Annotated in this window: 15 protein-coding genes; 12 read left to right on the top strand and 3 right to left on the bottom strand. The window is 41.8% G+C overall.

From position 1 onward, the window contains the following. Window positions 1-61: 61 nt before the first annotated feature. The 4 genes from ribH to pgpA are packed head-to-tail and all read left to right on the top strand — an operon-like array spanning window position 62 to window position 2,548. Complete coding sequence (ribH, locus tag KO511_RS07420) at window positions 62-532, top strand: 6,7-dimethyl-8-ribityllumazine synthase (RefSeq protein ID WP_215986818.1); 471 nt, start codon at window positions 62-64, stop codon at window positions 530-532. Beyond that, window positions 532-1,008 carry a transcription antitermination factor NusB gene (nusB, locus tag KO511_RS07415; protein ID WP_125321885.1) on the top strand — a complete coding sequence of 159 codons (477 nt, stop codon included), beginning with the start codon at window positions 532-534 and terminating at the stop codon, window positions 1,006-1,008. The genes ribH and nusB overlap by 1 nt, the downstream gene beginning before the upstream one ends. A gap of 56 nt (window positions 1,009-1,064) precedes the next feature. Continuing rightward, window positions 1,065-2,036: a thiamine-phosphate kinase gene (thiL, locus tag KO511_RS07410; protein ID WP_215986870.1), complete on the top strand. Its 972-nt coding sequence runs from the start codon at window positions 1,065-1,067 to the stop codon at window positions 2,034-2,036. Between the two features lie 8 nt (window positions 2,037-2,044). Continuing rightward, on the top strand, window positions 2,045-2,548 hold the full coding sequence (gene pgpA, locus KO511_RS07405) for a phosphatidylglycerophosphatase A (RefSeq protein WP_215986817.1): 504 nt from the start codon (window positions 2,045-2,047) through the stop codon (window positions 2,546-2,548). A gap of 88 nt (window positions 2,549-2,636) precedes the next feature. Here the strand turns inward: pgpA and KO511_RS07400 are convergent, their stop codons facing one another. The 3 genes from KO511_RS07400 to map form a co-directional block, all read right to left on the bottom strand. After that, window positions 2,637-3,020: a DUF3461 family protein gene (locus tag KO511_RS07400; protein WP_215986816.1), complete on the bottom strand. Its 384-nt coding sequence runs from the start codon at window positions 3,018-3,020 to the stop codon at window positions 2,637-2,639. A 128-nt stretch (window positions 3,021-3,148) separates the two neighbouring features. Continuing rightward, window positions 3,149-5,770 carry a bifunctional uridylyltransferase/uridylyl-removing protein GlnD gene (gene glnD, locus KO511_RS07395; RefSeq protein WP_215986815.1) on the bottom strand — a complete coding sequence of 874 codons (2,622 nt, stop codon included), beginning with the start codon at window positions 5,768-5,770 and terminating at the stop codon, window positions 3,149-3,151. A gap of 98 nt (window positions 5,771-5,868) precedes the next feature. Continuing rightward, window positions 5,869-6,747 carry a type I methionyl aminopeptidase gene (gene map / locus KO511_RS07390; protein WP_125320522.1) on the bottom strand — a complete coding sequence of 293 codons (879 nt, stop codon included), beginning with the start codon at window positions 6,745-6,747 and terminating at the stop codon, window positions 5,869-5,871. A gap of 350 nt (window positions 6,748-7,097) precedes the next feature. Between map and rpsB the strand changes: the two genes are divergently transcribed. The 8 genes from rpsB to rseP all read left to right on the top strand — a co-directional run bounded on the left by rpsB (window position 7,098) and on the right by rseP (window position 14,693). Continuing rightward, window positions 7,098-7,826: a 30S ribosomal protein S2 gene (rpsB, locus tag KO511_RS07385; protein WP_125320523.1), complete on the top strand. Its 729-nt coding sequence runs from the start codon at window positions 7,098-7,100 to the stop codon at window positions 7,824-7,826. 132 nt (window positions 7,827-7,958) lie between these two features. Beyond that, entirely contained in the window at window positions 7,959-8,801 is an 843-nt protein-coding gene (gene tsf / locus KO511_RS07380; protein ID WP_215986814.1) for a translation elongation factor Ts, read from the top strand. A gap of 182 nt (window positions 8,802-8,983) precedes the next feature. After that, entirely contained in the window at window positions 8,984-9,715 is a 732-nt protein-coding gene (gene pyrH, locus KO511_RS07375; RefSeq protein WP_125320525.1) for a UMP kinase, read from the top strand. 102 nt (window positions 9,716-9,817) lie between these two features. Further along, window positions 9,818-10,375, top strand: coding sequence for a ribosome recycling factor (gene frr / locus KO511_RS07370; protein ID WP_215986813.1), 558 nt, complete (start codon window positions 9,818-9,820; stop codon window positions 10,373-10,375). 96 nt (window positions 10,376-10,471) lie between these two features. Next, on the top strand, window positions 10,472-11,227 hold the full coding sequence (locus KO511_RS07365) for an isoprenyl transferase (protein WP_215986812.1): 756 nt from the start codon (window positions 10,472-10,474) through the stop codon (window positions 11,225-11,227). Window positions 11,228-11,237: 10 nt separating this feature from the next. Further along, window positions 11,238-12,080, top strand: coding sequence for a phosphatidate cytidylyltransferase (locus KO511_RS07360; RefSeq protein WP_215986811.1), 843 nt, complete (start codon window positions 11,238-11,240; stop codon window positions 12,078-12,080). A gap of 49 nt (window positions 12,081-12,129) precedes the next feature. Continuing rightward, entirely contained in the window at window positions 12,130-13,335 is a 1,206-nt protein-coding gene (gene ispC, locus KO511_RS07355) for a 1-deoxy-D-xylulose-5-phosphate reductoisomerase (protein ID WP_215986810.1), read from the top strand. Continuing rightward, entirely contained in the window at window positions 13,335-14,693 is a 1,359-nt protein-coding gene (rseP, locus tag KO511_RS07350; protein WP_215986809.1) for a sigma E protease regulator RseP, read from the top strand. Before ispC ends, rseP begins: the two co-directional genes overlap by 1 nt. The last annotated feature ends 41 nt before the right edge of the window (window positions 14,694-14,734 follow it).

The following is a 14,734-nucleotide window of genomic DNA, read 5'->3' as shown; positions in this document are numbered from 1 at the left end:
TCACAGGTTTGTGCTAGAATCCGGCGATTCTCACTTGATGAACATAGTTAAAGGAAAGCTTATGAAAGTGATCGAGGGTGGCTTCCCAGCGCCAAATGCAAAAATTGCTATCGTTATTTCTCGTTTCAACAGTTTTATTAACGAAAGTCTATTATCTGGTGCAATCGATACTTTAAAGCGTCATGGGCAAGTTGGTGATGATAATATTACGGTTGTTCGCTGCCCTGGTGCAGTTGAGCTTCCTTTGGTTGCCCAACGTGTAGCAAAAACGGGTAAGTTTGATGCTATTGTATCGCTTGGTACAGTGATCCGTGGTGGTACACCTCATTTTGATTATGTTTGCAGTGAGTGTAACAAGGGTTTGGCTCAAGTGTCGTTGGAATTTAGCCTTCCAGTTGCATTTGGAGTTTTAACTGTTGATACAATTGACCAAGCAATTGAGCGCGCGGGAACCAAGGCTGGTAATAAAGGTGCAGAGGCCGCACTAAGCGCACTTGAAATGATTAACGTTCTATCTGAAATAGATTCCTAATGGGGGCCAGTGTGAAACCAGCCGCACGTCGTAATGCACGTCGATTCGCTCTGCAAGCGATCTACTCATGGCAAATTACTAAAGAAAATGTTGCCACTATTGAAGAGCAGTTTTTATCTGGCGGCAAATATGATGAAGAAGAACATCATGCTGCTGAGCCTGCATTGATTGCACCAGATACGGATGTTGTATACTTCCGTGACCTTCTAACAGGTGTTGTGTTAAGTCACATGGAACTGGATAGCAAGATCCGTCCCTATACTGCTCGTCCGATGCAAGATTTGGATATGATGGAGCTGGCCTTGCTCCGCCTTGCAATGTACGAAATGACTCGCCGTGAAGATGTACCATACAAAGTCGTTATTAATGAAGCCATAGAATTGGCAAAAGTCTTTGCTGCGGAAGAAAGTCATAAGTTTGTGAATGGTGTTTTGGATAAAGCGGCACCACATGTTCGTAAAAAACAGTCAAAATAATTAAAAAAGGTCAGCAAATGCTGACCTTTTTTATATCGCACGTTACATTGAATATTATGTTTGGTGAATTTAATCTAATTGATAAATATTTTGTAGGTCGACAGTCTCCACGTAAAGATGTGTTGTTGGCGGCAGGGGACGATTGTGCATTAGTTAAGGTACCTAATGGCATGTCTTTAGCGATTAGTACCGATACTCTGGTAGCGGGTACTCATTTCCTTGAAGATGCTAATCCAGCTTGGATAGCACATAAAGCATTGGCGGCTAATATTAGTGATTTGGCTGCAATGGGGGCAACTCCTGCATGGGTTTCTTTTGCTTTAACGTTTCCTGAGTTAGATGAATCTTGGTTAGCGCCTTTTTGTGATTCCTTTTTTGAGCTTGCGAACTATTTTGGTATCCAGTTAATTGGTGGCGATACGACTAAAGGGCCATTAAGTCTGACACTCACCGTGCAGGGGTTTGTTGACCCCGCTAAGGCGTTGAGGCGAGATGGCGCCCAAGTGGGCGACTGGATATATGTGACAGGCGAGCTGGGTGATAGTAAGGCAGGGCTAGATGTCATTCTAAACACAGAGTTACGCAATAAGCCATTTTCCGAGCAGCTTGAGAAGTCTCACTATTTGGCAACTCCACGTATTTTAGCTGGTCAGGCTCTACTTGGCCTTGCAAGCTCTGCCATTGATATTTCTGATGGGCTAGTTGCTGATCTGCGGCATGTTCTTAAACGCTCGGGTGTGGGTGCTCATCTGGAAATTACCCAGTTACCCGTTTCTAACCAACTTATTCAATTTATGGGCAGTATAGATAAAGCTCAACATTATGCCCTCACCAGTGGTGAGGAATATGAGTTGTGTTTTACCGTACCTGAGCAACATAAAGGTATGATTGATATCGCCCTGGCCCATTGTGGCTGTAAAATAAGCTGTATCGGTCAAATTCGCCATAAAGACTTTTTTGAATTGTCCAATAAAGGAAAACCTGTGGACTGGGCTCTACAGGGATTCGATCATTTTAAACAAGATTAATTAGTAGTATGACAAATCCATTAGTATTTATTTCGCTTAAAAACCCTTGGCATCTTTTGGCAACAGGGTTTGGTAGTGGCTTATCACCTATTATGCCTGGAACTGTGGGAACGCTGGCTGCTATCCCGTTTTATCTTTTGTTGGTAAAATTGCCTCTGCCGATCTATTTTTTTGCTCTTGTGGTAGCGGCATTGGTCGGAAAAAAAATATGCCAAGTTACTTCAGATGATATGGGTGTCCACGATCACGGCGCTATTGTGTGGGATGAGTTTGTAGGCTTTTGGATCACTATGCTTGTTGTCCCTTTGTTTGATCTTTCTTCGACAGATTGGAAATGGGTATTAACAGGATTTTTGCTTTTCAGGTTTTTCGATATGGTTAAGCCGTGGCCTATTAGTTGGTTGGATAAGCATGTGCATGGTGGTTTTGGTATCATGCTTGATGATATTGTTGCTGGTGTTATGGCGTTTGTCTCTCTTTATCTAGTCGGAAAATACGCTGGTTGGATGTGATCACAGTTAGAGTTTGTATGTGGTTACTTTAGATAGTTGAGAAATCGAGTTCACTATTTATTAGCAGGGGCTTGGCCCCTATTTGTCTTTATTTGAGCTTTTCAAGATCGGCTTCGATTTCTGCTATCTTACTCGATACAACTTTTTCAAGGTGACGTAGATCGGAAAGAATTTTTTCCTTAGTATCGACTTTAGCGAGCTTTTCAGGTTTAGTGATTGTGTTTAACTCGTCAATAATGAGTGTTAGATTGCGATTGATTTCAGTGATTTCTCTGTATTTATTGCTGCCTCCATCCACCAAGACATTTTTTACCTGACGCGGATATTTGAATTTAACACTTTTTGCAAACAGTTCACCTTTTTGTTTGCGAAAGTAGATTTTTAATACGTCTTTATGCGCTTCTTGCCTGAGGGAGTAACGTTCAATTTGTTTAGGCTCTTGAATCCCTAAAGCTGTGAGGTGTGGGAACATAGGCGACCTCTTATGTTTAAATCTGTGTTAATGATTTACATGACAACCAGTTCCACTAATGTAGCAGTGGAATCAGGCTGGAGGTAGTTGATTTCCAGGCTACCTTTGCAACTTGTGGACAAGATCGCTTATGGGGCTAACTTGGTAATATTCGCTGCGAGTCGTTCATTAAGCTGTAACTCTTCCTCGTCAGTCAGTTTAATACCATGTGCATTTGTAATGATAAATAAGTCTTCTGCACGTTCACCTATTGTTGTGATCTTAGCGGCATGGAGGTGCAAGTTTAAGTCGGAAAATGTCGCCCCAACAATGGCTAATAAACCGGGAGTATCGAGAGCAACAAATTCTAGAAAGGTGCGCTTTTTACCTTTTGCAGGTAGAAATTCAATTCGAGTTTTGACTTTAAAGTGTTGTAGATTTCTATGGGGCTTGCGAGTCTTTATTTTAGTTGTACGTCCATCTCTAAGTACGCGAACCAAATGTTTAATAACGGCATTATGGCGATTTTCATCAATAGTATTGCCGTGGTGATCGAGTACTATAAAGGTATCGAGTACATAACCATCTTTGCTCGTCATTACTTGAGCATCATGTACGTTGAAATTTCTCCTGTCTAATTCAGCGACAATGGTGGCGAAAAGTGCACGTTGGTCGCGGCTATAGACAAAGACTTCTGTACCACCACGAGTTGCCTTTTTTGAAATTAGAACTATTGGTTGGCTATGATCGCTGTGGCGAAGCAGGTGCGAGCAATGCCAAGCAATTTGTTTATGTGAATGGCGTAAAAAATAATCAGCCTTGAATCTTTGCCATAGTAGTTCTATTTCTCTAGAATTAAACCCTTCCTTGCGCAGCTGAGCTGAGGCGAGTTGTTGGTTGTGACGGATCCTTTCACGTACATCAACAGGGTTTTCTAACCCTCGGCGCAACGCTCTTTGAGTCGAATAAAATAACTCGGCCAATAACGTACGCTTCCAACTGTTCCATAAACTTGGGTTAGTTGCGCAGATATCTGCGACGGTTAAGCAAACTAAATATTCTAAATATTCTTCATCCCGAACTTGTCTCGCAAATTCACTGATCACATCAGGATCGTAAATATCACGTCTTTGAGCTGTCACTGACATTAATAAATGGTATTTAACCAGCCAAGAAACCAGTTTAGCTTCTGGGTTGGACAAGCCATGTTCTTTACAGAATTCATAAGCTTCATCTGCGCCGAGGATAGAATGGTCACCACCACGGCCTTTGGCTATATCATGAAAGATGGCAGCGATGATCAGTAGTTCCTTTTTTTGTATACGAGGAAAAACTTCACAACAAATGGGATGTTTTGGATGATTTTCTGGTTGATTAAAGGTGTTAATATGCTGAAGGAGACGAACGCTATGCTCATCAACGGTATAAACATGGAATAAGTCAAATTGCATTTGGCCAACAATTTGGCTCCATTGAGGCAAATAGGTTGCGAGCACACCAAGTTTATGCATTAAAGTGAATGCTCTGGTGAGTGAGTTTGGGTGGCGGCAAAGTTCGATGAATTTTTTACGTGCTACTGGAATCGTGTGAAGGAACGTATTTAATCGGCGTCGAGCTGTTCTTAATTGCCGAAGTGTTGCTGGGGCGACACTTTCGATCGTTGAATCATTAGCAATATGCAAAAACATATCAAGAATCGTTTCTGGGCGAGATTGAAATAATGCTGGCTTACGCGCCTCTATTAAAGGTCCTCGCCTTTGAAAGTCTCTACTTAGAATGACTGGTGCACTCTCAATACCGTTCTCCAAAATGGCTTGGTCAAAAAGCTTAAGTAACATCTTGTTGAGTTCAGCGACACGTCTGAGTGTACGATAGAACTCTTTCATCATCATCTCAATGCCACTATTAGCTTCACCAACAAAGCCAAGACATTCTGCGACTTGCACTTGATGGGCGAAAGTCAGCCTATTGTCGTATCTTTTTAGTTGTAAGTGGAGAGCAAAACGAACGCGCCAAAGATAATCTTGGCACTCTAGCAATTCACGGTATTCGGCATCGGTTAGGAAGCCATACTCGCTCATTTCAAGCAAAGATGTGGCACCAAAATGCCGCCTTGCAATCCAACTTAAGGTATGAATATCACGTAAGCCGCCTGGTGTTGATTTGATGTCTGGCTCTAAATTGTAGGTAGTGTCATGGTATCTTGCATGACGGTCTCGCTGTTCTTGAACCTTAGCTTTATAGAAAATGTCACTAGGCCAAAATGATTCGGAATGGATTGCTTGATTTAGTTTGTTGAAGGTTTCTTCACAGCCGCACAATAGTCGAGCTTCTTGTAAATTGGTTGCAACAGTTAAGTCTTCTCGCCCAATAGATGAACATTCTTCAATGGTTCTTACTGCATGCCCAATTTCGAGTTTAAGATCCCATAATAGAGTGATAAAGCTACTGATTTTTCCATTCAGATCCTCTGGCAGGGATTGTTCGGAGACTATCAATATATCAATATCCGAAAGAGGGTGTAATTCACCTCTGCCATAGCCACCGACGGCGACTAAGCTGACATGATAGTGTTGAGTAAAACCAAAATGTTGCCAGAGTCTATTGAGAAGTAAATCCATATATTTTGCACGACCAAACACAAGTTCAGTGATTGAGTGGTGATTGATGAATTCGTTTTTTTGGTGATCAGCAAATTTCTTGAGTTGAGACTTAAGTTCAGAGATTGATATTTGGTTGTCCAGCAAACTTAAAGGTGATTGATAACACATATGGCAAATCCGTGCAAAGCATCCATAGTGTAACAATCTACCAAAATGCCGAGAATAAAAAAATATCCTCGAGGAAGTGAGGATATTTTACGGTGAAACTAAGCATTATCCATAATGCGTGGGATGGTATCATCTGGGCGTAATGTGAGAACTTCACAACCCGTATCTGTGACTAGTATAGTGTGTTCATACTGGGCTGATTTTTTACCGTCTCCTGTATACACAGTCCAGTCATCCTCGGCATCAACGGTAACGCCAAATTTTCCGCTGTTGATCATCGGTTCAATAGTAAAGCACATTCCTTCTTCCAGAATGCGGCGGTCGTTGTTTTTATAATGGACAATTTGTGGTTCTTCGTGGAACTCGTTGCCAATACCATGGCCACAGAAATCTTTCACAATAGAAAACTTATTGCGAGGATTCCTCTTATTATTTTCCTTGATGTATTTTTCAATCGCAGTGCCTATATCACCGACAGTAGCTCCAGGTTTTACTTTGCGCATACCAACGTATAAAGCTTCTTGAGTTACCAAGCAAAGGCGTTTGTCTGCAGGCGAAACGTCACCAACGAGGAACATTTTTGATGTATCACCATGATAGCCTTGCGGGCGTACACTGAGGTCTGCATTTTCATCGGTTGGAATTATCACGGTGATATCAACGTTTATGATATCTCCATTTTTAAGTATAGCTGGCTTTGGTTGACCATTGCTTCCTACTTCATCTTTTGACGCAGGGATGCCATGACAGACAATATGATTAATGGATGTACAAATGGACTTGGGGAATCCGTGGTAATCAAGAGGCGCTGAATAAGCCCCTTTTTCAATCCCGTAATCATGACAAATCTGATTAAGTTTGTCAGTTGTTACGCCTTCCTTAATATGAGGTTCGATCATTTCAAGGATCTCGGCGGCTAACGCACCCGCTATGCGCATACGTTCAATTTCTGCTGAGGTTTTTATCTTGATTGACATCGGTTTTCTCTAATTTAATCAATGGCACTCATTAGCGCGAATGGATGCATTCTATCAGGAAGCAAAGCTAATGAGAATGATTCTTCATGGATTAAGAAATGGGCTTAGCACCATGAAACATTTTAGTTAATCTGGGTGAATGTTTTTTTACTAGCCAGTACAGGTGTAAATATGGTATAAAACGCGCCGGAAATGCTGTCTGTTCTCTCCTTTTTGGCGAAGCCGATGACTTTCCAATAAACATATATCTTTAAATCACACACAATTCGTCACATATTCCGGGGTGCTGATCGTTAGTTCAGTCGGAGTTATGGGGATTGTGGAGGCCTAACCCCATAGAGGAATTTAAAATGGCAACTGTATCAATGCGCGATATGTTAAAAGCTGGTGTTCACTTTGGTCACCAGACTCGTTACTGGAACCCAAAAATGAAGCCATTCATCTTTGGTGCTCGTAACCGTGTTCATATCATCAACCTAGAAAAAACTGTACCAATGTTCAACGACGCGCTATCTGAATTAGCTAAAGTCGGTGAGAAAAAAGGTAAGGTTCTATTTGTAGGTACTAAACGCGCTGCATCTGAAGCTGTTAAAGAAGCTGCTATTGCAAGCAACCAATTCTATGTTAACAACCGCTGGCTTGGTGGTATGCTAACAAACTACAAAACTGTTCGTCAGTCTATCAAGCGTCTTAAAGAGCTTGAAAGTCAATCTCAAGACGGTACTTTTGACAAGTTGACTAAGAAAGAAGCTCTAATGCGCACTCGTGAAATGGAGAAGCTAGAGAAGTCTCTTGGCGGTATCAAAGACATGGGCGGTCTACCTGATGCTCTATTCGTAATCGATGCAGATCACGAGCACATTGCAGTTAAAGAAGCAAACAACCTAGGTATCCCAGTTTACGCTGTAGTTGATACTAACTCTAACCCAGACGGTATAGATTTCATTATTCCTGGTAACGATGATGCTATCCGTGCGGTACAGCTATACCTAAATGCTGCTGCTTCTTCAGTAACTGAAGGCCGTAACAAAGACGTAGTTGGCGCTGCTGAAAAAGACGGTTTCGTAGAAGCTGAATAATAGCGGCTCTGAGCCAAACTTAACCTATGCAAAATCTAAAATTTGCATAGGTTGAGTTATAGTTATCAGCAGGGGCCCACGATTTAGGCCCCTGTTTTTTACCAAATCCAGATTAAACTGAGGAATAGAGGAATGGCTGTAACTGCTGCTCTAGTTAAAGAACTGCGCGACCGCACTGGCGCAGGCATGATGGAATGTAAGAAAGCGCTTGTAGAAACTGACGGCGATGTCGAACTAGCAATTGAAAATATGCGTAAATCAGGCGCTGCTAAAGCTGCTAAGAAAGCAGGTAATATAGCGGCTGAAGGTGCTATCATCATTAAAGAAGATAATGGTGCGGCTGTACTTCTTGAAGTTAACTGTCAGACTGACTTTGTAGCGAAAGACGCAAACTTTACAGCGTTTGCACAAGAAGTTGCTCTTCATGCTCTATCTACAAAAGCGAGCGTAGAAGAACTACAAGCGAAATTCGAAGATACTCGTATTGCTCTAGTGACTAAAATTGGTGAAAACATCAACATTCGTCGAGTTCAATACGTTGAAGGTACTGCAATTGCTTCTTACCGTCATGGTGAAAAAATCGGTGTTGTTGTTGCTGGTGAAGGCGATACAGAAACACTTAAGCATGTTGCAATGCACGTAGCTGCCTCTCGTCCTGAATATGTGAACCCAGAAGATGTTCCAGCTGACGTAGTAGAGAAAGAAAAAGCAGTTCAAGTAGAAATCGCTATAAACGAAGGCAAACCAGCTGAAATCGCAGAGAAGATGGTTGTTGGTCGTATGAAGAAATTTACCGGTGAGATATCTCTGACTGGTCAAGCTTTCGTTATGGAACCTAAAAAGTCTGTAGGTGAAATTCTTAAAGAGCGCGCAGCTTCTGTTACTAACTTTGTTCGCTTAGAAGTGGGTGAAGGTATCGAGAAGGCTGAAGGTATGAGCTTTGCCGAAGAAGTCGCTGCAGCTCAAAAAGGTTAATCCTTAGAAATGCATAAAAGTTTAGACCGTAGCTTAGGCTACGGTCTTTTTACGAATAGCATTTGTTCAGTTAGCCGTGATGAATAGTTAAGTAAGCTTGAAGCTGATATGTGGTTTGCGCTTTATCTTATTTGGTTATCCATGACTGTTAATTAATAACTCTCTTTTTGAAGGTAAACTGCATGACTACGAACCCTAAACCTGCATATCAACGTATTTTGTTAAAATTGAGTGGTGAAGCTCTTCAAGGTGAAGAAGGTTTTGGTATTGACCCTGCGGTTCTTGATCGCATGGCTCAAGAAGTGAAAGAACTGGTGGAGCTGGGTGTACAAGTTGGTGTGGTAATCGGAGGAGGTAACCTTTTCCGAGGTGCTGGGCTTGCAGAAGCCGGCATGAATCGAGTTGTTGGTGATCACATGGGTATGTTGGCCACAGTAATGAATGGTCTTGCGATGCGTGATGCTTTGCATCGTGCTTATGTAAATGCGCGTGTTATGTCTGCTATTCCTCTAAAAGGTGTATGTGATGACTACAACTGGGCAGATGCTATTCGTGAACTGCGCCAGGGAAGAGTGGTAATTTTCTCGGCAGGTACGGGGAATCCATTTTTCACTACTGATTCTGCAGCCTGTTTACGTGGCATTGAAATTGAAGCAGATGTGGTTTTAAAAGCGACAAAAGTAGATGGTGTATTTACCGCCGATCCAGTAGCTAATCCAGATGCAGAGTTGTATGATAAGCTTGAATATTCACAAGTTCTTGATCAAGAACTAAAAGTGATGGATTTAGCAGCATTTACGTTAGCGCGTGATCATAAAATGCCTATTCGCGTATTCAATATGAACAAGCCTGGCGCACTTCGTAGAGTGGTCATGGGTGAAGCTGAAGGTACCCTAATTAGTACGGCTGAATAACTTATTCAACCCTAGTGTGAGAGTTTCATATTAGGGTATTACCTTTTGAAGAATCCTAATTAGGCTTTCTTCTAAAAAAGAATGACACATTAAGGTGATATTGTGATTAATAAAATTAAACAAGACGCTCAAGAGCGCATGGAAAAAAGTGTAGAAGCGCTGAAAAGTAATCTTTTGAAAGTACGTACAGGCCGTGCTCATCCTAGTTTACTTTCTGGCATTTCTGTTGACTACTATGGTGCGCCAACGCCATTGAATCAAGTTGCTAACGTTGTTGCCGAAGATGCGCGAACTCTAGCAATCACAGTATTTGACAGAGAGCTAGCTCCTAAAGTAGAAAAAGCTATTATGATGTCAGATCTTGGGCTCAACCCAATGTCGGCAGGGACTATTATTCGTGTACCACTTCCACCACTAACAGAAGAACGCCGTAAAGATTTGGTTAAGATTGTACGAGGCGAAGCAGAGGGTGGTCGTGTCGCTATTCGCAATATTCGTCGAGATGCTAATGGTGAGCTTAAATCATTGCTTAAAGATAAAGAGATCTCGGAAGATGAAGATCATAAGGCACAAGATGAAATTCAAAAAATTACTGACGCAGCAGTGAAAAAAATAGATGAAGTCCTTGCCTCAAAAGAAAAAGAGCTGATGGAAGTTTAATTCCATTCATACGCTCAATATAGAGAACGCTGTGCTCGCAGTACAGCGTTTTTTTGTGCTACTCTTTAGCTCCTGCTGATAACCATAAATCCTTGTATGCAAAATATTCAACTTTCATCAGAATTACTCCCTAGACATATTGCCATCATTATGGATGGCAATGGTCGCTGGGCAAAAGAGCAAGGAAAACCTCGCGTATTTGGTCATAGAAATGGCGTTTCTGCGGTGAGAAAAACTATTTCTACATCGGCTAAGTTAGGCATTAAAGCTATCACTTTATTTGCTTTTAGCAGTGAAAACTGGCGTCGACCTGAAGAGGAAGTGGGCGTGTTAATGGAGTTGTTCATTACCGTTTTATCTACAGAAGTTAAAAGATTGCATAAGAACAATTTACGTTTACGGGTCATTGGTGATAAAAGTCGCTTTAGCCAGCGGTTACAAAATAAAATAGCTCAGGCAGAGTCTTTGACTGAAGGCAATAGTGGCATGGTGATTAATATTGCAGCCAACTATGGAGGCCGGTGGGATATTGTCGAAGCAACCAAAACCATTGCATCTAAAGTGTTAATTGGAGAAGTCGATGCCGATGATGTTAATGAAGAACTGATTACTTCATGCTTAACTATGGCCGATTTACCTGAGGTTGATTTATTAATACGAACGAGTGGTGAATGCCGTATTAGTAACTTTATGCTTTGGCAGATGGCTTACGCTGAAATGTATTTTACCCCTATCTATTGGCCCGAGTTTGATGAAAATAGTTTAATTGAAGCTGTTACATGGTTTGTTAATCGGGAGAGACGTTTTGGCTACACCGGTGAACAGGTTAAAGAACTGATCGAAAGCGATTAAGGGTTTAAGTTTGAAACAACGAATTATTACAGCGCTCATTCTTGCTCCTGCTGTTATTCTTGGTATTTTCAAGCTGCCGTTAGCATTATTTATGCTAGCAGTAGCTATGGTGACATTTTTAGGTTACTGGGAATGGACCCAATTTGTCGAATCTAAAACGAGGTTGTTTGCATTGATACCAAGTGTCGCTATTAGTGCCTTGACCTTGGCTGTTATTCCGTTTGATGCAAGAAGCCTAAATTTAATCACGGATGCCCATGTTGTGGTGCTCTCGCTTGGAAGTTTTTGGTGGATTATATCTAGCTGTTTAGTGCTTTCTTTTCCTCGTTCAGCAAAACTTTGGCAACATTCCAATTGGTTGAGACACCTATTTGGCGTTCTCACCCTTTTACCTTTTTTCTGGAGTATTTTGTTACTCAGGGCTGAAGGTATTTACGAGGATAGTTATCACGGGGCCAAGCTTGTGCTGTTTGTATGCTTTATTGTTTGGGCTGCTGACAGCGGTGCTTATTTTTGTGGCAAGAGCTTTGGTAAGCGTAAAATGGCTCCTCATGTTAGCCCCAATAAAACAGTTGAAGGATTAATCGGTGGAATTGTTACTGCCATCCTTGTTGGTTGGGGTACAGCTGTTTGGTTTGATATTGAGTTCAGTAACTCTTTTTCCATGGTAATCATTACGCTAGTTACCGTTGTCATCTCTGTACTAGGTGATCTCGTTGAAAGCATGTTTAAACGTGTTTCTGGTATCAAAGATAGTGGTAATATTCTTCCTGGACATGGCGGCATCTTAGATCGTGTTGACAGCCTAACGGCCGCTTTCCCGGTGTTTACACTTCTCTATTTCATTTTCTAATTACAGAGGTAGGCTTCGGCCTACCTTGTCGATTTTACAGGTTTTTCTTATGCGCAAGCTGACAATCTTAGGTGCAACGGGCTCAATTGGCGACAGCACTTTTAAAGTGATTGAACATAACCTGTCTCAGTATTCAATTGTTGCACTGGCTGCAGGCACTAACGTAAACAAAATGCGTCAATTATGCCAAAAATGGCGACCCAAATATGCTGTTATGGCCTGCGACGATGCAGCTAAAATGCTTAAAACGCAACTCCAGCAGTTGAAGTTGCCGACTGAAGTTTTAGCTGGGCATGAAGCAATTAGCCATGTCGCTTCTTTTGATGAAGTGGATACGGTTATGTCAGCTATTGTTGGGGCCGCTGGTCTCATACCAACAATGGATGCGGTTAAGGCGGGTAAGCGAGTGTTACTGGCCAACAAAGAAGCGTTGGTGATGTCTGGTCAAATCTTCATCGATGCGGTTAAACAATATGGCGCAGAAATTATGCCCGTTGATAGTGAGCACAACGCAATTTTTCAATGTTTACCTGAATCTATCCAAACCAGCCTTGGTTATTGTGATCTAACGAAGCAAGGGATCCAGCACATCATATTGACCGGTTCTGGAGGTCCTTTTCGTTACACCGATAATAAAATGCTGTCACAAGTTACCCCAGAGCAGGCGATTGCTCACCCTAATTGGTCTATGGGGCCCAAGATCTCGGTGGATTCAGCGAGTATGATGAATAAAGGCTTAGAATACATTGAAGCTAAGTGGTTGTTTAATTCTCATCGAGATCAGCTTAAGGTATTAATTCACCCGCAGTCTGTTATTCACTCTATGGTTCAGTATAAAGATGGTTCCTTGTTAGCTCAAATGGGCAATCCAGACATGGCGACACCTATTTCTTATGCACTTTCTTATCCAGAACGAATTTCAGCAGGGGTGGAACCACTCGATTTCACTAAAATTGGGCAGCTTACGTTTCTTGAGCCCGATTATAAAAGGTATCCCTGTTTGAAGTTAGCTATAGAATCCTGTTATGCAGGGCAACATGCTACAACCGCTCTTAATGCAGCCAATGAAGTGGCGGTAGAATATTTTCTATCACGCCAGATTAAATTTACTGATATAGCTATCGTCAATGAGCGCGTGGTTAGCCATATTTGTGGCAAGAATAGCCAGTCAGGTTGTAATAGCTTGGAAAGTATCTTAGAGCTGGATAAAATGGCGCGAGCATTGGCTATCGAAATTATTGAAGAGTTTGCATAATGACAGATATTTTATGGAATTTCGCATCATTTATTATTGCTTTAGGTATCTTAGTAGCGGTGCATGAGTATGGCCATTTCTGGGTTGCTAGACGCTGCGGTGTCAAGGTAGAAAAATTTTCTATTGGCTTTGGTAAATCAATTTGGAGTAAGACAGGTAAAGACGGGACTGAGTACAGTTTATCCATCATCCCATTGGGCGGTTATGTTAAAATGCTGGATAGCCGGGTCGATGAAGTTTCCTTGGAGCAAAAAAATCAAACATTTGATGCTCAACCTCTATGGAAGAGAACATCGATAGTTGCTGCAGGTCCTGTATTTAACTTTCTTTTTGCTTTGTTTGCGTACTGGCTAGTTTTTTTAATTGGTATTCCTGCTGTAAAACCTGTAATTGGGCAAGTCGTACCTCATTCGATAGCTGCGCAAGCTGGTCTTGAGCCGAATATGGAACTTAAGTTGGTCTCTGGCGTCCAAACACCGGATTGGGAATCAGTAAATATGGGATTGATTTCTCATATTGGTGATAAACAGATGACACTGACAGTAGCTCCTGCGAACGAGTTTGGCACTGAGGAGACTAAGTCGTTAGATTTGACTACTTGGAGTTTCGACCCAGAAGTCGAGTCAGCTATGTCATCGTTGGGTTTTAAGCCTTTTACTCCTGATATTTCAACCATTCTGGCTTCAGTGACAGAAGGTGGCGCTGGTGAAGCTGCGGGATTGATGGCTGGTGATACATTATTATCGGCAAATGGTAGAGCCATAAACGATTGGGATCAGGTTGTTGACTTAGTGCAAAGTCGACCAGAGCAGATGATTGATTTAACCGTCGAGCGTAACGGTGATGTCATCAATTTGACTTTGGTTCCTGATAGCCGAGAGTTGTCTAATCAGCGAGTTATTGGTTTTGCTGGAATTGCTCCTCAGGTCGCAGAATGGCCAGAAAACTATCGATTCGATCTGAAGTTTGGTGTATTTGAGTCAGTCGGAAAAGCAGTTCAAAAAACGGGACAAGTAATTGGTTTAACTGTCAGTATGCTGAAAAAGCTAATTATTGGCGATGTAGGCTTAAATAACTTGAGCGGTCCAATTTCAATCGCGAAAGGTGCAGGTACAACAGCTGATTATGGTTTGGTGTATTTTCTCGGGTTCTTAGCATTAATTAGTGTTAATTTAGGCATCATTAATCTTGTCCCCCTACCTATGTTAGATGGTGGGCACTTAATGTTTTTTGCAGTTGAAGCTGTCACTAGGCGTCCAGTACCAGAACGTGTTCAAGATATGGGCTACCGTATTGGCGGAGCTATTATTTTCTCTCTCATGGCAGTGGCAATATTTAATGACTTTGCTCGTCTATAAGAAGTGGGCAAAGGTTGTAGTAAGGAATAACTAAAACCAAT

The sequence above is a fragment of the Vibrio hepatarius genome (genome assembly GCF_018860525.1).
In the GTDB taxonomy this organism is placed as follows: Bacteria; Pseudomonadota; Gammaproteobacteria; order Enterobacterales; family Vibrionaceae; genus Vibrio; species Vibrio hepatarius_B.
The sequence above is the reverse complement of the archived record's forward strand: the minus strand, read 5'-3'. Positions and strand labels throughout refer to the sequence as shown.